This window comes from Klebsiella aerogenes (assembly GCA_029027985.1).
In the GTDB taxonomy this organism is placed as follows: Bacteria; Pseudomonadota; Gammaproteobacteria; order Enterobacterales; family Enterobacteriaceae; genus Klebsiella; species Klebsiella aerogenes_A.
This window is the reverse complement of record CP119076.1, coordinates 2,596,153-2,619,635: the sequence shown is the minus strand read 5'-3', so window position 1 is coordinate 2,619,635 and position 23,483 is coordinate 2,596,153. Positions and strand designations below refer to the sequence as shown.

At 56.3% G+C, this 23,483-nt stretch carries 22 protein-coding genes and 2 pseudogenes; 17 read left to right on the top strand and 7 right to left on the bottom strand.

Annotation, left to right across the window (positions count from 1 at the left end):
- Window positions 1-59: 59 nt before the first annotated feature.
- On the top strand, window positions 60-809 hold the full coding sequence (locus tag PYR66_12545; protein WEF26179.1) for an alpha/beta hydrolase: 750 nt from the start codon (window positions 60-62) through the stop codon (window positions 807-809).
- 16 nt (window positions 810-825) lie between these two features.
- Here the strand turns inward: PYR66_12545 and PYR66_12540 are convergent, their stop codons facing one another.
- The gene (locus PYR66_12540; GenBank protein WEF26178.1) at window positions 826-2,259 is read right to left on the bottom strand and encodes an aldehyde dehydrogenase; all 1,434 of its coding nucleotides are present in this window, start codon (window positions 2,257-2,259) and stop codon (window positions 826-828) included.
- Window positions 2,260-2,528: 269 nt separating this feature from the next.
- Here PYR66_12540 and PYR66_12535 point away from each other — a divergent pair, with 269 nt between their 5' ends.
- Window positions 2,529-4,127 carry an ABC transporter substrate-binding protein gene (locus tag PYR66_12535; protein WEF26177.1) on the top strand — a complete coding sequence of 533 codons (1,599 nt, stop codon included), beginning with the start codon at window positions 2,529-2,531 and terminating at the stop codon, window positions 4,125-4,127.
- Window positions 4,128-4,143: 16 nt separating this feature from the next.
- The gene (locus PYR66_12530; protein ID WEF26176.1) at window positions 4,144-4,377 is read left to right on the top strand and encodes a YdcY family protein; all 234 of its coding nucleotides are present in this window, start codon (window positions 4,144-4,146) and stop codon (window positions 4,375-4,377) included.
- Between the two features lie 8 nt (window positions 4,378-4,385).
- Here PYR66_12530 and PYR66_12525 read toward each other — a convergent pair whose 3' ends face one another.
- Together PYR66_12525 and PYR66_12520 are read right to left on the bottom strand one after the other, a co-directional pair.
- Entirely contained in the window at window positions 4,386-4,835 is a 450-nt protein-coding gene (locus PYR66_12525) for a DMT family transporter (GenBank protein ID WEF26175.1), read from the bottom strand.
- Window positions 4,832-5,350 carry a GNAT family N-acetyltransferase gene (locus PYR66_12520; protein ID WEF26174.1) on the bottom strand — a complete coding sequence of 173 codons (519 nt, stop codon included), beginning with the start codon at window positions 5,348-5,350 and terminating at the stop codon, window positions 4,832-4,834. Before PYR66_12520 ends, PYR66_12525 begins: the two co-directional genes overlap by 4 nt.
- 161 nt (window positions 5,351-5,511) lie before the next feature.
- Here PYR66_12520 and PYR66_12515 point away from each other — a divergent pair, with 161 nt between their 5' ends.
- Together PYR66_12515 and PYR66_12510 are read left to right on the top strand one after the other, a co-directional pair.
- Window positions 5,512-6,087: an XRE family transcriptional regulator gene (locus PYR66_12515; GenBank protein WEF26173.1), complete on the top strand. Its 576-nt coding sequence runs from the start codon at window positions 5,512-5,514 to the stop codon at window positions 6,085-6,087.
- A gap of 64 nt (window positions 6,088-6,151) precedes the next feature.
- Entirely contained in the window at window positions 6,152-7,189 is a 1,038-nt protein-coding gene (locus PYR66_12510) for an NADP-dependent oxidoreductase (protein WEF26172.1), read from the top strand.
- A gap of 56 nt (window positions 7,190-7,245) precedes the next feature.
- Here PYR66_12510 and rihA read toward each other — a convergent pair whose 3' ends face one another.
- On the bottom strand, window positions 7,246-8,181 hold the full coding sequence (gene rihA / locus PYR66_12505) for a pyrimidine-specific ribonucleoside hydrolase RihA (GenBank protein ID WEF26171.1): 936 nt from the start codon (window positions 8,179-8,181) through the stop codon (window positions 7,246-7,248).
- Between rihA and PYR66_12500 the strand changes: the two are divergent.
- Together PYR66_12500 and PYR66_12495 are read left to right on the top strand one after the other, a co-directional pair.
- A pseudogene (locus PYR66_12500) lies at window positions 8,143-8,244 on the top strand (hypothetical protein). The gene rihA and the pseudogene PYR66_12500 overlap by 39 nt on opposite strands.
- 127 nt (window positions 8,245-8,371) lie before the next feature.
- Window positions 8,372-8,671: a DUF406 domain-containing protein gene (locus PYR66_12495; GenBank protein WEF26170.1), complete on the top strand. Its 300-nt coding sequence runs from the start codon at window positions 8,372-8,374 to the stop codon at window positions 8,669-8,671.
- Window positions 8,672-8,748: 77 nt separating this feature from the next.
- On the opposite strand, the gene pqqU is transcribed toward PYR66_12495, so the two are convergent.
- Window positions 8,749-10,860, bottom strand: coding sequence for a TonB-dependent receptor PqqU (gene pqqU / locus PYR66_12490; GenBank protein WEF26169.1), 2,112 nt, complete (start codon window positions 10,858-10,860; stop codon window positions 8,749-8,751).
- Between the two features lie 264 nt (window positions 10,861-11,124).
- On the opposite strand from pqqU, the gene PYR66_12485 reads away from it, so the two are divergent.
- Together PYR66_12485 and PYR66_12480 are read left to right on the top strand one after the other, a co-directional pair.
- On the top strand, window positions 11,125-12,186 hold the full coding sequence (locus tag PYR66_12485) for a YncE family protein (protein WEF26168.1): 1,062 nt from the start codon (window positions 11,125-11,127) through the stop codon (window positions 12,184-12,186).
- 145 nt (window positions 12,187-12,331) lie between these two features.
- On the top strand, window positions 12,332-12,553 hold the full coding sequence (locus tag PYR66_12480; GenBank protein ID WEF26167.1) for a YgdI/YgdR family lipoprotein: 222 nt from the start codon (window positions 12,332-12,334) through the stop codon (window positions 12,551-12,553).
- 50 nt (window positions 12,554-12,603) lie between these two features.
- Here the strand turns inward: PYR66_12480 and ansP are convergent, their stop codons facing one another.
- Together ansP and PYR66_12470 are read right to left on the bottom strand one after the other, a co-directional pair.
- Window positions 12,604-14,061, bottom strand: coding sequence for an L-asparagine permease (ansP, locus tag PYR66_12475; GenBank protein ID WEF26166.1), 1,458 nt, complete (start codon window positions 14,059-14,061; stop codon window positions 12,604-12,606).
- Between the two features lie 187 nt (window positions 14,062-14,248).
- Window positions 14,249-15,136, bottom strand: coding sequence for a LysR family transcriptional regulator (locus tag PYR66_12470; GenBank protein WEF26165.1), 888 nt, complete (start codon window positions 15,134-15,136; stop codon window positions 14,249-14,251).
- 139 nt (window positions 15,137-15,275) lie between these two features.
- On the opposite strand from PYR66_12470, the gene PYR66_12465 reads away from it, so the two are divergent.
- From PYR66_12465 to PYR66_12430, 8 genes and pseudogenes are all read left to right on the top strand, one after another.
- The gene (locus tag PYR66_12465) at window positions 15,276-15,836 is read left to right on the top strand and encodes an adenylate kinase (GenBank protein ID WEF26164.1); all 561 of its coding nucleotides are present in this window, start codon (window positions 15,276-15,278) and stop codon (window positions 15,834-15,836) included.
- Window positions 15,837-15,927: 91 nt separating this feature from the next.
- Window positions 15,928-16,929 (top strand): MsnO8 family LLM class oxidoreductase, encoded by a 1,002-nt coding sequence (locus tag PYR66_12460; protein WEF26163.1) that lies wholly within the window; start codon window positions 15,928-15,930, stop codon window positions 16,927-16,929.
- The gene (locus tag PYR66_12455; GenBank protein ID WEF26162.1) at window positions 16,926-18,047 is read left to right on the top strand and encodes an amidohydrolase; all 1,122 of its coding nucleotides are present in this window, start codon (window positions 16,926-16,928) and stop codon (window positions 18,045-18,047) included. Before PYR66_12460 ends, PYR66_12455 begins: the two co-directional genes overlap by 4 nt.
- Before the next feature lie 24 nt (window positions 18,048-18,071).
- A pseudogene (locus tag PYR66_12450) lies at window positions 18,072-20,335 on the top strand (NtaA/DmoA family FMN-dependent monooxygenase).
- 11 nt (window positions 20,336-20,346) lie between these two features.
- Entirely contained in the window at window positions 20,347-20,856 is a 510-nt protein-coding gene (locus PYR66_12445; protein ID WEF26161.1) for a GNAT family N-acetyltransferase, read from the top strand.
- A 9-nt stretch (window positions 20,857-20,865) separates the two neighbouring features.
- On the top strand, window positions 20,866-21,792 hold the full coding sequence (locus PYR66_12440; protein ID WEF30441.1) for an amino acid ABC transporter permease: 927 nt from the start codon (window positions 20,866-20,868) through the stop codon (window positions 21,790-21,792).
- Complete coding sequence (locus PYR66_12435) at window positions 21,776-22,552, top strand: amino acid ABC transporter ATP-binding protein (GenBank protein WEF26160.1); 777 nt, start codon at window positions 21,776-21,778, stop codon at window positions 22,550-22,552. Before PYR66_12440 ends, PYR66_12435 begins: the two co-directional genes overlap by 17 nt.
- Window positions 22,549-23,442 (top strand): transporter substrate-binding domain-containing protein, encoded by an 894-nt coding sequence (locus PYR66_12430; GenBank protein WEF26159.1) that lies wholly within the window; start codon window positions 22,549-22,551, stop codon window positions 23,440-23,442. Before PYR66_12435 ends, PYR66_12430 begins: the two co-directional genes overlap by 4 nt.
- Window positions 23,443-23,483 lie beyond the last annotated feature (41 nt).

Below are 23,483 nucleotides of genomic sequence, written 5' to 3'. Positions count from 1 at the left end.
GGCATATCCTTTACGATAACTGTATAAAAAACCAGTTAAAGATAAAAGGATATGCTCTGATGAACCGTTTTTATTCCTCGCTCGCCGGTGCAACGGTCCGCTGGTTCGATTACCCGGGCCAGGGCGCGCCAATTGTTTTCATCCACGGGCTGGGCTGCGCTTCTTCTTACGACTACCCGCATGTTGTATCTGACCCTGCGTTAGCGGGGCGGAGAATCCTGCTTGTCGACCTTCCCGGCTATGGCTACAGCGATAAACCACAACAATTTGGCTACCGGATTAGCGACCAGGCCGCCGTCGTCGTTGAGTGGCTGGATCACCTGTGTATTAAGCGCTGCGCAATCTACGGCCACAGCATGGGCGGCAGCGTGGCGATCGAGGCGGCGCAACTTCTCGGCGCTCGGGTTGAGGCCTTAATTGTCGCCGAGCCCAATCTTTATGCGGGCGGAGGTCTGTATAGCCGGAAAATTGCCGCGCAAACGGAAGCCGAATTTATCGCCAGCGGGTATCACGCCATGCTGGCGGCGGAAACTTCGCCATGGGCGGGGTGTCTGCAAAACAGCGCTCCCTGGGCGCTGTGGCGCAGCGCCAGTAGCCTGATTGCCGGGGCGACTCCCTCGTGGTTCACGCGTTTTATCAACCTGCAATGCCGGAAGGCGCTTATCTACGGTAGTTTATCGTTGCCGGCGCAAGAAGCGATGGATGTCGAAAATGAAGGCATCACGGTGGCGGTGGTGCCGCAGGCCGGGCATTCGATGGCATGGGAAAACCCGGCAGCGCTGGCGGGCGTCATTGCCGGGTTAATCTGAAACAGAGCGCTGGAGATCAGAACGGTAGCTCGCGTGGGCGCGTTTGCAGGGTTATCCAGCGTAATTCAGTGAATTCGGCAATGCCGGCGCGCCCGCCAAAGCGGCCATAACCGGAGGACTTGCAACCGCCGAACGGCATCTGAGCCTCATCATGGACGGTTGGGCCGTTAATATGGCAGATACCGGTTTGTAAGTTTTGCGCCACGTTCCAGGCTCGAGCGCTGTCGCGGCTATATACCGCGGCGGACAAGCCGTATTCGCTGTCGTTGGCAACCGCCAACGCTTCGTCCTCGCCACTGACGCGAATCACTGCTTTAACCGGACCGAATGACTCTTCTCGCCATAACCGCATCTCGCGAGTCACACCATCCAGCAGGGTGGCGCGCATTTGCGTTGATTCAGATTTCCCGCCACAGAGCAGACGGGCACCCTTCGCCAGCGCATCGTCAATGAGCGCATTGCAGCGATGTACGGTTTTCAAATCGGCCACCGGGCCGAGCAGCGCGGGCGGTAGGGCGGCGGCACGCTGGCTGATTAAGGTGATAAACTCATCGGCAATGGCGTTATCAACAATGATGCGTTCGGTCGACATGCAGATTTGACCGGCATTGGCGAAGGCGCCGAACACCGCTCCTGCCGCCGCTTGCGCTAGATCGGCGTCATCCAGCACTAAGAGCGGCGCTTTGCCGCCGAGCTCCAGGACGGCAGGTTTCAGGTGCTCGCCGCAGGTGCGGGCGATAATGCGGCCAACCGGCGTCGAGCCGGTAAAATTCACCCGACGAACGGCAGGATGCGCGATTAGCGACTCGACTAATGCTGGCGCATCGGCCGCTGAGCAGGTGAGGTAATTGACTACGCCATCGGGAAAACCGGCTGCGGTTAGCGCATCGACTATCAGCCCCTGGGTTGCTGGCGAGAGTTCTGAACCCTTGAGGATCACCGTATTGCCGCAGGCCAGTGGTGTGGCAATCGCCCGGGTGGCCAGAATCAGCGGCGCATTCCACGGCGCCATCGCCAGCACTATGCCTGCGCCCTGGCGCACGCCCATCGCCAGATTTCCCGGGACGTTGGAGGGAATAATCTGCCCTTCGATTTGCGTGGTTAACGCTGCGGCTTCGCGCAGGATATCCGCCGCAAGATGGACGTTAAACCCTGCCCAATGTGCGGTGGCGCCGGTCTCGGCAGCCATGGTGGCAATAAATTTGGCTTCTCTTAACTGCATTTGCTCGGCGGCTTCCAGCAACAGGCGGCGCCGCTCTGCCGGGGAGGTGTCGCGCCAGCGCGGGAACGCTGCCGCCGCGGATTGCGCGCAGCGGCGAGCATCATAGAGACTGGCGGCAGGAGCGACAGAGGCTATCTCCCCGCTCAACGGATTACGGCGGGTAAACGTGGCGTTGCCTTCGGCATCGTGCCATTGGCCGCCGCTATATAAGCTGCAGGTTATTGTCATTAGCGTAACCTCATTGGTCTGCGGTGGGGCGAGTTTACCGGTTTACCATATTCTGCAGATATGAAAGGGCGGTTATCGCACAACTTTTTTGCCGTGTTCAGCGTCGGTCACATCTTTGGCGGATAACGCTGTCGCGTCGTACCTGGATGGCGAATAAATCTGCGAAAACACCCGTTTGCGCATAACGTTACGTTAATTGATTATTTGCTGGTTGCATCCCGCTGTGCTGTTATTAGTGGGCATATAACAAATTCATAAGGTTTATAACCATGTCTACAGGGAAAACACTACTTGCGCTGGCGTTGAGCGCGCTGCTGCCAGCCAGCGCTGCGTGGGCGGCAGGCAACGACACGCTGGTCTATTGCTCAGAAGCCTCGCCGGAATCTTTCAACCCGCAAATCGCCAGCTCCGGCCCTTCATTCGTCGCCAGCTCGCAGGTGCTCTATAACCGTCTGATTACTTTTGATCCGGTCAAAAACACGCCAATCCCTTCGCTGGCGACCGAGTGGCAGGTGTCACCGGATGGTAAAACCTGGACCTTCACCCTGCGTAAGGGCGTGCAGTTCAACAGCAATAAGTACTTTAAACCGACTCGCGACTTCAACGCCGATGACGTGTTGTTCTCGGTGCTGCGCCAGCAGGATGCAAAACATCCGTATCACAACGTCTCGCAGGGTAATTATGAATATTTCCACGACGTTGGCCTGGATAAGCTGATTAAAGAAGTGAAGAAGGTCGATGATTATCACGTTCAGTTTGTGCTGACCGAGCCGAATGCGGCCTTCCTTGCCGACTGGGGGATGGACTTTGCCTCTATTCTTTCCGCTGAGTATGCCGATGCGATGCTGAAAAAAGGCACGCCGGAATATGTCGATAGCTGGCCTATCGGCACAGGCCCGTATGCGCTACAGCAGTACAAGGTGGATTCGCAAATCCGCTATATCGCCAACCCGAACTACTGGGAAGGCGAGGTCCCCACTAAGCATCTGATCTTCTCCATCACGCCGAATGTTGAAACCCGTCTGGCCAAGCTGCAGACCAATGAATGCCAGATTATCCCGGCGCCATCGCCGGTGCAGTTCCCGGTGATCAAGGGCAATAAAGATCTGGCACTGCACTCGGTAGAGGCGTTGAACGTGGGTTATCTGGCGTTTAATACCGAGAAGAAACCGTTTGATAACGTACTGGTGCGTAAAGCGTTGAACTACGCCACCGACAAGCAGGCGATTGTGAAAGCGGTGTTCCTTGATTCCGGAAGCGTGGCGAAATCGCCGATCCCGGCCAATATGCTCGGTTATAAGAAAGATCTCCCGGATTACGACTACGATCCGCAGAAAGCAAAAGCGCTGCTTAAGCAGGCGGGTCTGGAGAAAGGGGCGGAAGTGACCCTATGGTCGATGCCGGTGCAGCGGCCATATAATCCGAACTCCAAACGTATCGCTGAAATGATCCAGAGCGACTGGAGTAAGGTCGGCATTAAGGCAAAAATCGTCAGTTACGAGTGGGGTGAATATCTTTCCGGTATGCGTAAGGGCGAGCACGACAGCGCGCTGTTTGGCTGGATGTCTGACAACGGCGACCCGGACAACTTTGCGGGCACGCTGCTCAGCTGTGATAACATCAAAACCGGCTCCAACGTCGCGCGCTGGTGCGATAAGTCGTACGATGCGTTGGTGAAGAAAGCGCTGCAGGTGAGCGACCCGCAGGCCCGTGCCAAACTGTACGAACAGGCTCAGGAGATCTTTTACCAGCAGGCGCCGTGGATCACTCTGGCGACCGGTAAAACCTTCTATGCCACCCGCAGTAACGTCAGCGGCTATAGCGTGAGTCTGATGGGGAGCGATTTTTCTAAAGCTAAGCTGAATTAATCGAAAGGAGAGCAGGATGGCACATCTGGATGAAGTCATTGCCAAAGTCGATGACACGATTGCCGAAGGGGTGATTACCCATATGAACGAGCTGCTGATTGCGTTAAGCGATGATGCCGAACTGAGCCGCGAGGCGCGTTATACCCAGCAGCAGCGCCTGCGCACGGCTATTGCGCATCATGGGCGTCAGCATCAGGAAGAACAGGAAGCGCGTCGCGAGCAGTTAACCAAAGGCGGCGCGATCCTCTGAGGACGGCTTCAGAACTGGCGTCTGGCGATTAGCCAGGCGCCGATCACCAACATTACCGCGCCGCATAATGGCCCGATCAATGCCCGAACAGGCACCCCGTGAGCGCGAATGACGTCAATCACCAGCCCGCCAACCAGTTGACTGGCTACCAGAACGGCAATGGTCGTTGCCGCGCCAACGTGTTGATAACCACTGATACTGGCGAAGACGAAAAACGATCCTAACAGCCCGGGGATCAACGTCCACCATTTTACGCTCAGCGCCAGCTCCTGAAAGCCGGCGGCGCCGTGGCGCAACAGCAAAATCGTCACAAAAATCACGATCCCTACCAGTGAATTCAGCAGCATGGCGATGAGTATCGTCGATGCCGACTGAGTGATGCGCACCATCAGGGTATTTTGCAGCACCAGCCCGACGCCGGCGGCAATCAGGCAGGCGAGGGTCAGCGACTGGTTCATGCCTCGCCGTCCGGATCGCGACGATCGTCGAGCTGTAGCTGCATAAAGGTCAGATCCAACCAGCGGCCAAATTTAGTGCCAACCTGCGGCATCTGCCCGGTGGTGACAAAGCCCAGCGTTTCATGCAGATGCAGCGAGGCGTGGTTTTGAGTTTCAATTCCGGCCACCATCACATGTTTTTTCAGACGTCGCGCTTCGCCGATTAAAGCGATAAGCAGTTTGCGACCGAGACCTTTACCTTGATGGTCGGGATGTACATAGACCGAATGCTCGACGGTATGGCGGAAACCGTCAAACGCGCGCCAGTCGCCAAACGAGGAATATCCAGTAATGACGCCGTTTTCTTCGCTCACCAGCACCGGGTAGCCAGCGATGCGGCGGGCTTCGAACCAGGCAATGCGGTTATCGGTATCGACGGTTTTATCGTTCCAGATGGCCGCGGTATGTAGCACGGCGTGATTGTAGATTTCGGCGATCGCCGCGCAATCGTCTTTACTGGCATGGCGGATGGACATAGCAAACCTCAGGTTTTGTACACTATAGTAGTACGATATTATTACAATAATGAACGGCTGGCTGTCATCAGTTTTAGCCATAAATTTTACTGATGACTGGTTGAATACTGGGTTTTTCTGGCAGTTGTGTCACGCTGGGATGCACACTATATTATTACGTTATGAATACTATAGAAGACAATCTTAACCAGCGGATCAGTGCGCGCATCCGCATCGAACGCGAGTCGCGCGGCTGGTCGCTTAACGATTTGGCCGAGCGGGCAGGCGCGTCGCGGGCGATGATTCATAAGATCGAACGCGGCGAAAGTAGCCCCACGGCGTCGATGCTGGGTCGTCTTTCCGGCGCCTTTGGCATCAGTATGTCAACATTAATCGCCCGCGCAGAGATGCAGGAGGGCAAGTTACTGCGCTTCGCCAGCCAGCCGGTGTGGCGCGATCCGCAAAGCCATTATCTCCGGCGCCATGTTTCTCCGCGTAGCGATCTGCCGATTGATCTGGTACAGGTTGAGCTGCCGGCCGGTAGCGATGTACCAATGCCCGCCTCCTCGTACGCGCTGGCGCGGCAACTTATCTGGCTACAGCAGGGTGAGTTGGTGTTCATCGAAGGCAATACTCGTCATCAGATGCAGGCAGGGGATTGTCTGGAGCTGGGGCCGCCGAATGACTGCCGATTTATCAATGAAACCAACGACACTTGTGTTTACCTGGTGGTGCGTCTGAATCAATCCGCCTCATAATGTCAAAGCGCGTTGTGTATAAAGCGACTAGCCTCAGTACAGTCCTCTTATTAAGGAATTTACTATGACCGTTAATTCGCAACGCCATCGCCGCTGGGTGCTGTCTTCCCGTCCGCACGGTGAACCTACGACAGCCAATTTCCATCTGGAAGAGGGGGAGATCCCGACGCCAGGGCCGGGACAGATTCTGCTGCGTACCGTTTTTTTGTCTCTCGATCCCTATATGCGCGGGCGCATGAGCGATGCACCGTCTTACTCTCCGCCGGTGGATATTGGCGCGGTGATGGTCGGCGGTACCGTGAGCCGCGTGGTGAGTTCCCATCATCGCGATTTTCAACCCGGAGAGTGGGTGCTTGGCTATAGCGGATGGCAGGATTATGAGCTTTCCGATGGCAGCGGGTTGGTAAAATTGGGAGCTAATCCGCAGCATCCTTCATGGGCACTTGGCGTGCTCGGTATGCCGGGTTTTACCGCCTATATGGGGTTGCTGGATATCGGTCAGCCGAAAGCAGGAGAGACCCTGGTGGTGGCTGCCGCCACGGGTCCCGTGGGGGCGACCGTCGGGCAAATCGGCAAAATCAAGGACTGCATCGTGGTCGGCATTGCCGGCGGTACTGAGAAGTGTCGCTATGCGGTTGAGACGTTGGGTTTTGATATTTGTCTGGACCACCGGGCGCCTGATTTTGCCCAGCAGCTAGCGCAGGCCTGTCCGCAGGGGATTGATGTTTACTATGAAAACGTCGGCGGCAAAGTCTTTGATGCGGTACTACCGCTGTTGAATACCTCGGCGCGAGTGCCGGTATGCGGGTTGGTGAGTGGCTATAACGCGACGGGACTCCCGGATGGGCCGGATCGTTTACCGTTGCTAATGGCGACTCTTCTCAAGAAACGAATCCGGATGCAGGGTTTTATCATCGGTCAGGATTATGGCCACCGTATTGCAGAGTTCCAGCGGGACATGGGACGTTGGGTACAGGAAGGCAAAATCAAATACCGTGAGCAGATGGTAGATGGTCTGGAACAAGCGCCACAGGCGTTGATTGGTCTGTTGAAGGGCGAAAACTTCGGCAAGGTGGTGATCAAGGTATCAACGGATAAGTAAATATTAACTCTGTAAATTCCCCGGTTGCGCTGTTGCGCTTCCCGGGGTTACGCCATCTATGCGTAAAACGCTAACCGCTGCGCGAGCAAATCGACGAATGCCTGGCGATCGATGTCCAGCATCACCGTGGCATTGGGTGGGTTTCCGGTCAGATTATAATAATCCACCACCGTCATCCCCTGGGTGTATTTGCCTTGCGTTTCGACGCCGACCCAGCGCTCGATGGTGGTGAACATGTCCGGTTTTAATAGCCAGGCGATGGTGCAGGGATCGTGCAGCGGTGCACCGATAAAGCCCCATTTTTCATCCTTGTGATATTCCATAAAGAAGTCCAGCAGTTCGGCGACGACGGTCGCGACCGGATTGCCGATCAGACGAAAACGCTCGATATCGGCGGCATGAATTTGCGCTTTGTGCGTCACATCTAATCCGGCCATTACCACCGGGATCCCGGACTGGAACACCATCTCCGCGGCCTCTGGATCGACGTAAATATTAAACTCCGCCGCCGGCTGCCAGTTCCCCAACACCATCGCGCCGCCCATGATCACAATGCGGGCGATGTTAGCGCGCAGTTCCGGATGGCTGGCAAGCAGCAGCGCGATGTTGGTCTGCGGGCCCGTTGCGACCAGCGTTACCGGTTCTCGGCTTTCGCGTAACACTTTCGCCATCAGCGCCACGGCCGTGTAGTCCTGCGGCGCAAACGCCGGTTCCGGCAATGCAGGGCCATCAAGCCCGCTTTCGCCGTGAACGTTATCGGCAATGATTAAATCGCGCATCAGCGGTTTCAGCGCGCCGCCAGCAACGGGAATGTCGTGACGCTTTAACAGCGTCAGCATCCGCAGTACGTTGCGCAGCGTCTTATCCGGCGTCTGATTGCCAGCGGAAGAGGTGACGGCTTTGACTTCAAGTTCAGGTGAGGCGAGGGCGAGGACCAGCGCGATCGCGTCGTCATGACCCGGATCGCAATCGATGATAATCGGCAGTGCCATAGCAGCTCCTTATTGGCGTTATTCTGTGACCAAGCTAACGCTGCGAATCGCGATAGACGAGGTTAAATACAGGAGAGTGTGATGGTGTTCACGAAGCTTGTCGTTATAAACGGCTAATCCATACAATCATTAAGGTTTGCTTTTCCGCTAGCGCCTTTTTATCCTTAGGAAAACTTAAGAGGTTAATGCGATGAAAGATGTAGTGGATAAATGCAGTACTAAAGGCTGTGCCATTGATGTTGGGTCGATTATTGATAATGACGATTGCGTCTACCGGGTAGAAAAATGTTTCCCTACCCGCGAGGAGGCGGAATCCGCACTAGCGGCTATTCGCGAACGCGCGGCGAAGGCGGCGGCTGCTAGCGAGGCGCCAAAAGTGGAATATAACATCGAGTCAGTGGGTAGCGAGGCGAAGCTAGACGCCGCGGTCGCTTTCTCCTGCCAGGCGGAAAAGATTATTTTCGAATTGTCCTTAAGAAGTGCTTTCTAACGAGAGCGCAGGCGGCAAGACAACAGGATCCGGCAAGCGATCCTGTTGTTATCGTCAGAGCAAAACGGCTAACGCCGTTACTCGAAGCGCCAGGCGATATTCATGCCGATGCCGTAGTTACGCCCCGGAGCCGGTTCGAAGTAGCGCCCGTTGGATTCATTGACAATAACCGAGCCGACATAGTTACGGTCAAACAGGTTATCGACGCGGCCAAACACATCCATATCCATTTTACCGTAGCTCCATTTATAGCCGGTGGTCAGGCCGACCACGGTCCACGATGGTGCTTTCGCGGTGTTGGCGTCGTCGGCCATAATGTCACCCATATAGCGGATATCGCTGCCAGCGTACCAACCGCTTTCCGGCTGATAGCCGAATGAGGCGTAGCCCATGTTACGGGCAATACCCGGAATACGATTGCCATTGCAATCAGATGAGCCGCAAACGTTGGTGCGGTAGGTGGCGTCAAGCCAGGTCCACGCCGCTTTTAACTTCCAGCTGTCGCCAAATTGCTGATCGAGACCTAACTCCATGCCCTGACGACGCGTCTTACCCGCGTTTTTATAGCTGGTGCGGCCGCCGCTGCTGGTATCCACGACAATTTCATTGTCGGTATCGGTCTGGAATAACGCGGCGGTGAACAGACCGTTGCCGACTCGCGTTTTACTACCTATCTCTACCGTTTCGTTGGTTGATGGCTGTAGAGCAAAATTTAATCCGCTCTGGTTGCCGGAACGGTACGACAGCTCATTGATGGTCGGTGTTTCAAAACCACGACCAGCGGAGAGATAGACGTTCCACGCGTCCGTTACCGCATACTTTAATGAACCGGCTGGCAGCCATTTGTGGTAGCTGGCATCGCCGCTATCGTCGCCGTTATCCGGCGTGATGTAGTGATCGTTAGAGTCAAACCATACCGAACTGTAACGCACGCCTGCATCAAGGGTGAGTTTTTCCGTCAGCTGCCACTGGGTCTGCAGATAGGGATCCAGATTCCACATCAGGTTACGTTCATTACGCCGCAGATCGCCCTGTTCGCCATATTGCGGCGCGCCGTTCACCATGACGTAGTTTTCGTAACCCTTACGTCGCTCGCTCATATTTTCGTAATCAAGACCGGTGGTAAAGGTCACCGGCACCAGCAGTTCGCCGCGGTGAGTCCAGCGGGTATCGATACCCTGGTAATGTCGGGTCAGATCGATAACCCCGCCGGAATGTGACGGATTCTTTTGCGGCGCCATCGGGATTGACTGATATTGCGTAGTCTCACGCTCACCGGCATACATCATTACGCTGAGATCGTCTTGCTGGCTCAGTTGGCGCTCATAGCGTAACCCGGCCTGGGTTTGTTTCACCGTTTTCCGCGTGTTGTACTGATCGCCTCGCGGCGACTGGCGCGGGTTATTCTGCCATTCGTCGTAGCTCAGTCCGCCCGGATCGTTGGCTTTAATATCAACGCTATTGAACAGCAACGTTAATTTGCTGACCTCGTTAATACGCACGCCCAGTTTGGCGTTAGCGAGATTTTTACGCGCGCCGCTGTGATCGCGAGAACCGTGGGTGGTGAAACGGTTGGTCGATACAGTGTAATCGACATCGCCGGCCTGGGATCCATCGCCGACAGCGCCGGTGGCCTTCAACCCGTAGTGCCAGGTGCCGAAGCTGCCGTAGTAGCTGCTGGCTTCAATCGTCGGCGGCTGGCTGCCGGTTTGGGTGTTGACGTTAATCACGCCGCCGGAGGAGTTACCGTATAGCGCGGAAAAGGGGCCGCGCAATACTTCAAGGCTATCGATGCTGCCAATATCGATATTCGACGTCTGGCCCTGGCCATCAGGCATGGTGGCCGGAATACCGTCAACGTAAAGGCGTAGTCCCCGCACGCCATAGGTGGAACGGGAACCGAAGCCGCGAATCGACAACTGTAAATCCTGGGCGTAGTTCTGTCGGTTTTGCACCTGCAGGCCGGGGACTGCGCCGAGCGATTCCGAGAGGTTAACTCGCGGCGCCGCCTGGCGCATCTCATCGCCGTTGACCACGCTGACGGCAGCGGGCGTATCCAGTTCGGATACCGTCGTGGGTGTTGCGGTGACCACCATGGTGTGTTCTTCAGTAATGCTGGCGTGCACGCTGGCGACAAAGGGGAACAATAAAGCGGGGAGCGCGACCGTGCGCACGACAACAATTTTCATGAAAGCGACTCGCAAAAAGAAACGTACCAAATGGAACATATGTATATATGTTACACCTTTTGTAAATTATTTGAAAATCACTAACTAATCGTTCGTTAAGTAATAGTAGGCGACGGCTATTTTTTTACCCAAAAACAACAATTAACGCTCCACATTAAGATGAATAATGATTACTATTCTCATTTATAAAAAGTGAAGCTCGAACTTCACGCTATGGAAGCGATGTCGAACCAGTAAACTGTTGTTTCATCAAAGGGAGTCGTTATGTCATTACGTCAGTTATCCGCGCCGCGTTTGCGCCGTTCTCTGTTATTAACCTCTTTACTGTTAGCGGGTAGCTTCAGCGCCCACGCCGCGGAAGAGTTACTGCGCAAGGCGGTCGGTAAGGGCGCATACGAAATGGCTTATAGCCAGCAGGAGAATGCGCTATGGGTGGCGACCTCGCAGAGCCGTTCACTGGATAAAGGCGGTATCGTCTATCGCCTGGATCCCACGACCCTCGACATCACCCAGATTATCCATAACGATCTGAAACCGTTCGGCGCCACCATCAACAACACCACCCAGACGTTGTGGTTTGGCAACACCGTTGATAGCACCGTTACCGCGATTGATGCGAAAACCAGTGCGGTGAAAGGCCGTCTGGTGCTTGACGATCGCAAACGCAGCGAAACTGTGCGCCCGTTGCAGCCGCGTGAGCTGGTGGTGAATGAGAAGACCAATACCGTTTATATCTCTGGCCTCGGTAAAGAGAGCGTGATTTGGGTGGTGGATGGCGACAAACTGACGCTAAAAGACACCATCGCGAATACCGGGGCGATGGCGACGGGCCTGGCGATCGACAGCGATGCCAAACGTCTTTACACCACGAATGCCGATGGCGAACTGCTGACTATCGATACCGATAGCAACAAAATTCTGTCGCGTAAAAAGCTGCAGGACGACGGTAAAGAGCACTTCTATCTGAATCTGAGTCTGGATACCGCCGGGCACCGTGCTTTCATTACCGATAGCAAACAACCGGAAGTGCTGGTGGTCGATATTCGCGACGGGAAGGTGCTGCAGAAAATTGCCGCGCCGGAATCTTTAGCGGTGTTGTTCAACCCGACCCGCAATGAAGTTTATGTCACCCATCGTAAAGCGGGTGAAGTGAGCGTGATTGACGCGAAGACCTACAAGGTCGTCAAAACCTTCAAAACTCCGACCTTCCCGAACAGCCTGGCGTTGTCTGCCGATGGTAAGACGCTGTTTGTCAGCGTGAAGCAGGAGTCGACTCGTCAGAAAGAAGCAACCGCGCCAGACGACGTGATCCGCATCGCGCTGTAATCTCTACCGGAGGGGGGAACCCCCTCCTTATCCTCTTACTTACCCTCTGTAACAAACCGCTATTAGCCTGATTACTATAAAGGTTATACACTTAACTTTTCCCGCTCGCAGGCAGTGGGAAGGTGGTTATCATCCTGGAGAAAATATGAAAAAGCCATATATGGTGATCTGCGCGGCGGCAATGCTGGCGCTTCTGGCTGGTTGTAGCTCTAATTACGTCATGACGACGAAAAGCGGACAAACGATCGTCACGCACGGTAAACCGCAACTGGATAAAGAGACCGGCATGACCCGTTATACCGATGAGTCAGGCAACAAGCGCGAAATTAACAGCAGTGACGTCGCTCAGTTGGTAGAAGATAATTAAGTGCGTTGTGACGGTTTGCCCGTGATGAGGCAAACCGCCATGGTGATGGGTTACGGCTTTGCAACGCCCGGCGCGGTACTGTGAATTGCCGCAACGCGTTTACGTACGCCGAACCAGCCCGCGACCAACAGTACGGCCAACAGCGGAATGGAACCGATAGTGTAGGTGCCATTCGGGTAATCGAAGGCCATCAGCACCAGCACGCTGAGCAAGAATAACAGCGTCAGCCATGAGGTAAATGGCGCACCCGGCATTTTGAAACCGACATCCGCCGCTCTCCCTTCTTTGATAGCCTTACGCAGGCGCATCTGACACACCACGATAAAGCCCCACGAGGCGATGATCCCCAGCGACGCGATGTTGAGCACGATCTCAAACACCTGCGATGGCACCAGATAGTTGAGGAATACCCCAACCACGTATACCGCAATCGTCGCCAGGATCCCGGCGTAAGGGACGTGATGACGGCTCATCCTCGACATGAACTTCGGCGCCGAACCGCCCATTGACATCGAACGCAGAATACGCCCGGTGCAGTACAGCCCGGAGTTCAGGCTGGAAAGCGCAGCGGTGAGCACCACGATATTCATGACGCTACCGATATAGGGTACGCCAAGCTTCGAGAAGAAGGTCACAAACGGGCTTTGCCCGGCCTGATAGGCATTCCACGGCAGCAGTAGCACCAGTAGGACCACGGAGCCGACATAGAACAGACCGATGCGCCAGATTACGCTGTTGATCGCCTTCGGCACCATGGTTTGCGGGTCTTTACATTCGCCTGCGGCGGTGCCCACCAGTTCGATGGAGGCAAAGGCGAAAACGACGCCCTGCACCAACACCAGCGCAGGTAGCAGGCCGTGGGGGAAGAAACCGCCATTGTCGGTAATCAGATGGAAACCGGTGGTATTGCCGTCCAGTGGTTTGCCGGTGCCGAGGAAAATCGTCCCGACCACCAGGAAAGCCACGATGGCCAATACTTTCACTAACGCGAACCAGAACTCCATTTCGGCGAACCATTTTACGCCGATCATATTCATGGTACCGACAATCGCCAGCGCGCCGAGGGCGAACACCCACTGCGGAACATCGCCAAAAGCGCCCCAGTAGTGCATATACAACGCGACGGCGGTGATATCGACGATCCCGGTCATCGCCCAGTTAATGAAATACATCCAACCGGCGACGTAAGCGGCTTTTTCACCGAGGAATTCACGAGCGTAGGAGACGAAACTACCGCTGGAGGGGCGGTGGAGAACCAGTTCGCCGAGGGCGCGAAGGATGAAGAAAGAGAAGATACCGCAGACCAGATAAACCAGCGCCAGCGCCGGGCCTGCCATTTGCAATCGCGCTCCGGCGCCGAGGAAAAGACCGGTGCCGATGGCGCCGCCAATGGCGATCATTTGTACTTGTCGGTTGCCCATCGCCTTGTGGTAGCCCGACTCGTGAGAGTTGAGCCAGTGGCGTTTTGCGGCATGGTGCTCTGCCGCATCAGTGTGTTTGGTATTCATGATGTACCCATTTTCCTGTCAATGTCCATGAGTGGTCGCTGTACCCCGGAGTGGCAGTACATTGTGCTGGTTTTCTCGCCATTCTGTCGTAGAGATAAAACCAGGCACGGCGCAGCATCCTACACGTTACGTGATAGTGACGCACGTAAAACATTTCACAACAGCACTTACTTAAATATCAATGAATTCAATGACGCAACGCGTCGACGAGTAGCGCAAACGCGGTGGTATGCTGACGACGGCTGGGGTAATACAGGTGATATCCCGCGAAGGAGGGCGTCCAGTCTTCAAGTACGCGCACCAGACGGCCCGCCGCCAGCGCCTGCTGCACGCAGTCATCCGGTACGTAGGCCAGCCCAAGCCCGGATTCCGCGGCATCGATACGCTGCGGCAGATTGTTAAGTGTAATCTGGCCTTCGACGCGGACTCGCACCTCCTGCCCGTCACGCTCGAACTCCCACGCGTAGAGCCCGCCGCGCGTCGGTAGTCGCATGTTGATGCAGCGGTGCTGCTCAAGTTCATAAGGCGTCTGCGGCGTCCCGAAACGCTGTAGATACTCTGGCGAACCGATCACCGCCATGCGCATATCCGGGGCGATGCGTACTGCAATCATATCCTTCGCTACCTGCTCGCCAAGGCGCACCCCGGCGTCAAAGCGGCCATCGACGATGTCGGTCAGGCCGTTATCGACAGTAATTTCAATATTAATGTCCGGATACTGCAGCATAAATGGCTTCAGCGCTGGCCAGAGAATGGCGCTGGTGGCGTGTTCACCTGCGGTAAGACGGATATTGCCCGCCGGACGCTCGCGAGTATCGCGCAGGGCGCTGAGCTCGTGCTCAATCTCGGTCAGATGCGGGCTCAGGCGCTGAAATAACCTTTCACCGGCTTCGGTAGGGGCGACGCTGCGGGTGGTACGGGTCAGCAGACGGACATCCAGGCGAGCTTCAAGGTTGCGCATTGCATGGCTCAGCGCCGATTGCGAGACCCCCAACTGGGCGGCGGCGCGAGTAAAACTGCGCTCGCGGGCGACCACCATAAACGACAGCAGATCGTTAACGTTATCTTTTAGCATCAATTTTCCGCATTAATGAATTGAGCTCATGGCTGGAGGTTGAGTCTAAGCCGTGCAGGGGGATTTCGCCAGAATGACCCATCGGGTAGGAGATCGACTATGCTGAGTCTCACTGGGGGATAATCGGGAAGTGACCGTCATGAAAATCAACGTGGTAGGCACCAGCGGCGTAGGCAAATCAACCCTTGCGCAACGGCTGGCGACGGTGCTTTCTCTGCCGTACATTGAACTGGATCGCCTTTATTGGCGGCCGCAGTGGCAGGGGGCGCCGGATGATGTGTTTTTCGCGAATATTGCTCAGGCAACCGCAGCGCCGGGTTGGGTGCTGGATGGTAACTATAATCGCAGCCGGGCAGTGAAATGGCGCGATATCGATGTGGTCGTGTGGGTGGATTACGGTTTCTGTCAAACCTTATACCAGGCGGTCGGACGGGCGGTGAAACGAGCCTGGCGTCATCAGGAGCTTTGGCCGGGGACCGGCAATTGTGAAAGTTTTCGCCGTTCCTTCCTTCACCGGGAATCTATCATCTGGTGGACAATCAAAACCTGGCGCGCCAACCGACGGCGCTACCTGGCGGACATGCATAATCCGCAGTATCGCCATATTCGCTTCGTCCGTTTGCGTAACAGACAACAGACGGAGGTATTTATCGCGGAATTGGTCAGGTCGCAGATATCTTCCAATGCACCGTATATCTAATTTCCGGCAGAGCACATGTAAATAAATTGTTTCTCAGCGCACGCAGCAGATCCTAATAATGCAGGCATGTTAATTAAAACGAGCCTGCGAAATGTCTTATCGAATCAGTATCCTGGATAAAAGTCCTCTCGCCGCTGGCGAAACCGCCGCTCAGGCGCTGGCGCGAACGTTAACGCTGGCGCAACAGGCGGAGCACTGGGGCTATCATCGCTTTTGGATTGCCGAACATCACAATGCCGAGCAGCTGGCGAGCCCGTCGCCGGAACTGCTTATCGCCTGGATCCTCGGACAAACCCGCCGGATCCGCGTTGGGTCCGGCGGGGTGATGCTGCAGCACTACAGCCCGTACAAAGTCGCCGAGAACTTCAATGTGCTGGCCAGCATTGCGCCGGGCCGCGTCGACCTTGGCGTCGGTAAAGCGCCGGGCGGCCTGCCGCTCGCCACCCGCGCTCTGCAACAGGGGCTGCATCAGGATGAGAAAGGCGGCTTTGCCGAACAACTCGCACAACTGGATAACTGGCTGGCGCTGACCGAAAGCCAGGGAGAAGAGAGCCTGCGCGCCACGCCGATCCCGCCGCGCCGTGCGGACGGTTTCCTGCTGGGCGCCAGCGTTGAGAGCGCGCGCCTGGCGGCGAGTCTGGACTGGAATTTTGTTTTTGCCGCCCACCTCAACGGCGATAAAAACCTGCTGCGCGACGTACTCGCCCAGTGGCGTGAATTAAGCCGCCGCGAGATTATCGTCGCCGTGCAGGCGATCGTCGCGCAAGATACCGTCAGCGCCGCCGAACTGGCGAAACAGGTGGAAGTGTGGGGCGTTGAACTGGAAAACGGCCAACGGGTGACGGTGGGTAGCGAAGCGCAGGCGGCGGCATTTGCCCGTCAGGCCGGTAGCTCGCCGAAGCACATTGAGCGCCGCGAATCTTCGCTGCTCTTCGGCACTGCCGACGCGGTTAAAGCGCAACTCGATGAGCTGCAGGCGCAGTGGCGGATTGACGAATTTATTATCGACACGCCGATTAGCGAAGGCCGGGCGCGGTTGGCCTCTCTGGCTCTGTTGGCGCAAGCGCACCTTGGCGCGGAGGTGGCGCGATGAATTTTGCACAACAGTTGATTAGCTGGCGGCGTGAACTGCATCAAAATCCGGAACTCTCGTTACAGGAGGTCGCCACCACCGTGCGCGTTCGCGACTGGCTGCAAAGCGGCGGCCTGACCCTGTTGCCTTACGAGTTAGCCACCGGCGCGGTGGCGGAAGTGGGCAGCGGCGATACGATCATCGCGTTGCGGGCGGATATTGACGCCTTGCCGATTGACGAAGCGACCGGGCTGCCGTTCCGCTCGCAGAATCCGGGCGTGATGCACGCCTGCGGCCACGATATTCATACCAGCGTGATGCTTGGCGCGGCGCTGTTATTGAAAGAACGCGAAGCACGATTGCCGGGCCGGGTACGGATCCTGTTCCAGCCTGCGGAAGAGAGCTTTGGCGGCGCGAAAACGCTGATTCGCGCCGGGGCGCTCGACGGCGTATCGGCGATTTTCGGAATGCACAACGAACCGAATTTAGCCGTTGGGGAATTCGCCACTCGCGGCGGCCCGTTTTATGCCAATGTTGACCGCTTCGTCTTTAACGTCACCGGAAAAGGCGCGCATGCCGCCCGCCCGCATGAAGGTAAAGATGCCATCCTGCTGGCGAGCCAGTTGGTGACGTTGCTGCAGAGCGTCGCCAGCCGCGAGGTCAATACCCTCGATTCGGTGGTGCTCAGCGTGACGCGAATTCAGGGCGGTAATACCTGGAACGTGCTGCCGGAAAGCGTTGAACTGGAAGGCACGTTGCGAACCCATAGCAGCGAGGTGCAGCAGCGGGTGAAAGCGCGAGTCAGCGAAATCGCCGCGGGCTTCGCCAGCGCCTTCGGCGCGCAGATAGACGTTTTCTGGTACGCCGGACCGACAGCATTGGTCAACGATGCGCGTTGGGCGGAATTCGCCAGCGCCGTGGCCGCGCGATCGGGTTATCACACGCAGCACGCCGATCTGCATTTAGGCGGCGAGGATTTTGCTGTGTACCTGCAACATATTCCCGGCGCCTTTGTCAGCATCGGCAGCGCCAGCGAATTCGGCCTGCACCATCCAGCTTTTAATCCGGATGAAAACATCATTGCTCCCGCCGCTCATTATTTTGCGGATCTGGCGGAGCAAGCGCTACAGCATATTTAATTTTTGACAGGGTAAGGGGTCATTATGTCTGAAAAACGGCAATTGCGCCTGGGCACCATTTTGCATGGCGCGTCGGGAAATATGTCCGCCTGGCGTCATCCGGCGGCGCTGGCAGACGCCAGTATTAATTTTTCATTTGTTAAAGAGACGGCGATTAAAGCTGAGCAGGGAAAATTAGACTTTATTTTTGTCGCCGATGGTTTATATATCAATGAAAAATCTATTCCTCATTTTTTAAATCGCTTTGAGCCGTTAACCGTATTATCGACTCTGGCGGCGGTGACTCAGCGCCTGGGGCTGGTGGGTACCCTCTCTACCTCCTACAGTGAGCCGTTTACTACCGCGCGGCAGTTCGCCAGCCTTGACCACTTAAGCCAGGGGCGCGCTGGCTGGAACGTAGTGACCTCACCGTTAGAAGGTTCAGCGAAGAACTTTTCTCGCGCCCGGCATCCCGACCATGCGCTGCGCTACCGCATTGCTGATGAATATCTGCAGGTGGTGAAAGGGTTATGGGACTCCTGGGAACAAGATGCTTTTGTGCGTAATAAAGAGACCGGTCAGTTCTTTGATAAAAATAAACTGCACACACTTGACCATCATGGCGATTTTTTTAAGGTCGCCGGGCCGCTAAATATCGCCCGCACGCCGCAGGGACGACCGATTATATTTCAGGCCGGGGCATCTGACGATGGTAAAAAATTAGCCGCGCGTCACGCTGACGCCATTTTTACCCATCAGGAATCGCTGGCCGAGGCTCAGGCGTTTTACCGTGATGTGAAAAGCCTGTTGGCGGCTTATCAGCGTAACCCGGATGAGCTGCATATTTTCCAGGGCGTCAGCGTGATCGTTGGCGATGATGCCGAAGATGTTGAACGCCAGTATCAGACCACCGCCGCGTTAATATCGATCGAAGATGCGCTGAACTATTTAGGGCGTTATTTCGAACACCACGACTTTACGCAATACCCGCTGGATGAACCTTTTCCGGATATCGGCGATCTTGGGCAGAACAGCTTCCGCAGTACTACCGATGAGATTAAACGCAATGCCCGCGAACGGGGATTAACCCTACGTCAGGTAGCGTTGGAAGCAGCTAGCCCACGCCCGCGTTTCTCTGGTACCGCCAGCGAGGTCGCCGATGGATTACAGCAGTGGTTCGAACAACGTGCCGCCGACGGTTTCATTATTCAGGGCGGGACGCCAGAAACGTTCCCGCGCTTTGTCGATGAGGTGGTGCCGCTGCTACAGGCGCGCGGGCTATTCCGTCACGACTATCCGGGCGCCACCCTGCGAGAAAGTTTGGGGCTGGCATTACCCGTTAACCAATTCGAAAAACAATAACAGGGAAGTACGCTATGCAGAAAACCACATTATTACTGGCGTTCACGTTGGCCTTTAGCGCCTCTACGTGGGCTCAGGACGTTAACATTAACGGCACTGGCGTTAGCCTCGAAGCAAACAAAACGCCGATTCATGCGGCCAAAAACCCGCAGGCGATTGCGCTGCTGCCAAAAGACCTCCATCTGGCGACGCCGGGGAAATTCACCGTCGCGGTAGCGGCGCTCAATTCGCCGCCGCTGACGGTATTCGCGGATGACAATAAAACGCTGCTCGGCAGCGAAGCGGATATCGCTCGCCTGGTGGCCGACAGCCTTGGTCTGGCGGTTAACGTGGTGCCAACCTCATGGGAAGACTGGCCACTGGGCGTCGCCTCCGGCAAATATGATGCGGCGATCAGCAATATTACCGTTACCAAAGAACGCAAAGCGAAGTTTGATTTCGCCACCTACCGGAAGGATTCGTTGGGCTTCTACGTGAAGAACAGTAGTGCGTTGAACAAGATCGACAAGGCTGAAGATATCGCCGGGCTGAAAATTATTGTCGGCTCCGGCACTAACCAGGAGGCCATTTTGCTGGCGTGGAATGCTGAAAACATCAAGAAGGGATTGCAGCCGTTCACCCCGGTGTACACCAAAGATGATGCCGCGCAAACGCTGGCCCTGCAAACCGGGCGCGCCGATGCCTTCTTTGGCCCTAACGTGATTGGTGCGTGGAAGGCGGCTCTGACCGGTAAAACCAAACTGGTCGGTAGCGTCGACGGCGGCTGGCCGAAAGCGGCGCATATTGCGGTGACGGTGAAAAAAGGTAGCGGGTTGGTCGATGCTGTACAGGCGGCGCTGAATGGCGCGATTGCCAGCGGGGACTACGCCAAAGTATTGCAACGCTGGGGCGAGGGCGTGGAAAGCATCCCACGCTCTGAAATCAATCCGGCTGGGCTGGGTGACTGACAGGAGGCGCTATGAGTGAAGCATTTCGCGATATATCTCCGGATGCGCCGGAGTTGCAACCGATTATCCACGGCTTATTTGCCGAGTATGCGGCCCGCTATGGCGACTATTTTTCCCGCGATGGCGAAGTGGAATTAAGTGAGTGGTATCTGGCGCCACAGGGGCTGTTTATCGTGCTGGAGCGCGACGGCGACATTATCGCCACTGGCGCCTATAAGCCGAAGGATCCGCACACGGCGGAAATCAAACGCATCTGGACCCACCGGCGCCTGCGTCAGCAGGGGCTGGCGGCGAAGGTCGTACAAGAGCTGGAACGGCGGGCGGCGCTGGCAGGGTATCGCCATATTTATCTGACCACCGGTTTTCGCCAGCCGGAGGCGGTAAAGCTCTATCTCAGTCAGGGTTATGAGGCGCAGTTTGACCTTGCCCGTGACCCGGAAACGTACAGCCAGCCGCCCTATGATGGCCGGTTGCGGTTCACCAAAGCGCTGGTGGTTAGCGCATTTAGCCACAGTGTCTGAGGAGGCATGATGCATTCATCTGAAACCATTAAGGTGGTCCCGGCGCGCTACCCGATGCGCGTTGTGGGCGCGCTGCTGGCCCTGCTGGCGCTGGCGGTTGTTGTGCAATCGGTGGCTTTCAATCCGCGTTGGGAGTGGGGTGTTTTCGCCCGTTGGTTCTTCGACCCGGTGATACTCGAAGGGTTAGGGCAAACGCTGTTGTTGACGTTGCTCGGTACCGTATTAAGCGTGATCTTCGGCGGCCTGCTGGCGCTGGCGCGCCTGTCATCGTCATGGTTGCTCAGCAGCCTGGCATGGGGCTACATCTGGTTGTTTCGTTCGCTGCCGCTGATTGTGGTGCTGATCATTCTGTATAACTTTTCCTACCTGTACGACAGCTTATCGCTGGGGATCCCCTTTACCGGCGTCACCTGGGCCAGCTATCAGACGATCAACGTACTGGGACAGTTTTCTACCGCGGTAGTTGGCCTGACGTTAGTACAAAGCGCCTACACCGCCGAGATTATTCGCGGCGGTTTTTTGGGCGTCGACCATGGGCAATACGAGGCTGCCGCGGCGTTGGGGCTACCGGCCTGGCGACGCACGCTGCGGATTATTCTGCCGCAGGCGCTACGTACCATTTTACCCGCCGGGTTCAATGAAATCATCAGCCTGGCAAAGGGGACGGCGATGGTTTACGTGCTGGCGATGCCGGAATTGTTCTACACCATTCAAATGATTTACAACCGCACCCAGGAAGTGATCCCGCTGCTGATGGTGGGGGCGGCCTGGTATCTGGCGATCACCAGCGTGCTTTCGGCCATTCAGTATCTGGTTGAACGCGCGCTGGCGCGCAGCGAACGCCGTTCGGCGGTAAACAGCGCCCGTCATCAGCGGGGAAACGACCCGATCCGCCAACCGCAGCCGCAGGAGGCCGTACATGCCCAACTCTCATAGCGGACATATTTCGATAACCGGCGTGAGTAAATACTTTGGTCGTCATAAAGCGCTGGATGACGTGTCGCTGGACATCGCGCCGGGGACGGTGACGGTTATTCTCGGGCCGTCTGGTTCCGGTAAATCGACATTACTGCGTACCATTAACCATCTCGAACGGGTAGACGCAGGGCTCATCCAGATCGATGGCGACTACATAGGTTATCGCCGTAAAGGCGACAAACTGTACGAGCTGAAAGAGAAGGAGATCCTGCGTCAGCGGGTCAATGTCGGTTACGTGTTTCAGAACTTCAACTTGTTTCCGCACCTGACGGTGCTGGAGAACCTGATTGAAGCGCCGATTGCCCATAAGCTCGCCAGTCGCAAAGAAGCCACCGCCCGCGCTTATGAACTGCTTGATGTCGTTGGATTGCGCAATAAAGCCGATGCCTGGTCGCGGCACCTTTCCGGCGGTCAGCAGCAGCGCATCGCTATCGCCCGCGCGCTGGCGCTGAATCCGCGGGTGATGTTGTTCGATGAACCCACATCGGCGTTAGATCCGGAACTGGTTGGCGAGGTGCTGGATGTGATTAAAAAGCTGGCGCGCTCCGGCACGACGTTGGTTGTGGTGACCCATGAAATCGGCTTTGCCCGCGAGGTGGCCGATCGGGTGGTCTTTATGGTCGACGGGAAAATTGTTGAACAGGGCAGCAGCGATGAGGTGCTGAATCATCCGCAACATCAGCGCACCCGGCAATTTTTATCGCGGGTGCTGGCATGAAAACACTCATCGCAGCGCTTGCGCTGTTACTCCTGATTGGCAAGGCGCAGGCCGCGCTCGATCTGCGCGCCAATGAGCGGCCGCTGCCGGTCACGCGGGATGATAACGCGATCGGTAAGATCCCGGCGAACTACCGTTTCGTGGAGCCTGGCGTGTTGACGGTGGCGATCTCGGCGCTGAATTCGCCGCCGCTGGCGCTGTTGGCCAGTGATAACCGCACGCGTATCGGCAGCGACCCGGATATCGCCCGACTGCTGGCCGGTAGTCTTGGCCTGAAGCTGAAGCTGGTGCCGACCGCCTGGGAAGACTGGCCGTTGGGCATCGCCTCCGGGCGCTACGATGTGGCGCTGATTAACATTGCCGTGACCGAAAAACGCAAAGAGAGGTTCGATTTTGCCACTTATCGCGTCGATTCACTGGCCTTCTCGGTGAAGTCAGACAGTGACATCGCGCATATTAGCCATGCTGAGGACCTGGCGGGACGCAAAGTCATTGTTGGTTCCGGCACCAACCAGGAGCGGATCCTGCTGGGATGGAATGCGCAAAACGAGGCTGCGGGTCGGCAACCGGCGCTGCCGGTTTATCTGACCGATGACGCATCCGGCAATCTTTATATTCAGTCGGGCCGGGCGGATGTGTTCTTTGGCCCGCAGTCGGTTGCCGCCTACAAAGCCGCGTTGACCGGCAAAACTAAAGTCGTCGGCCTCGGGCCGAAAAAAGCGTGGGTCGCGACCACCAGCAAAAAAGGCAATGGTCTGGTGTACGCGCTACAGGCGGCGCTGGATGGCGCGATCGCCCGCGGTGAATATCAACAGGTCCTGGCGCGCTGGGGCGAACAGGGGGAGGAGGTCGCCCATTCGGAAGTGAATCCTCCGGGGATAACATATTGATGACGTGATTATTAACAGCCAGGGGATTGCTATAATGATGT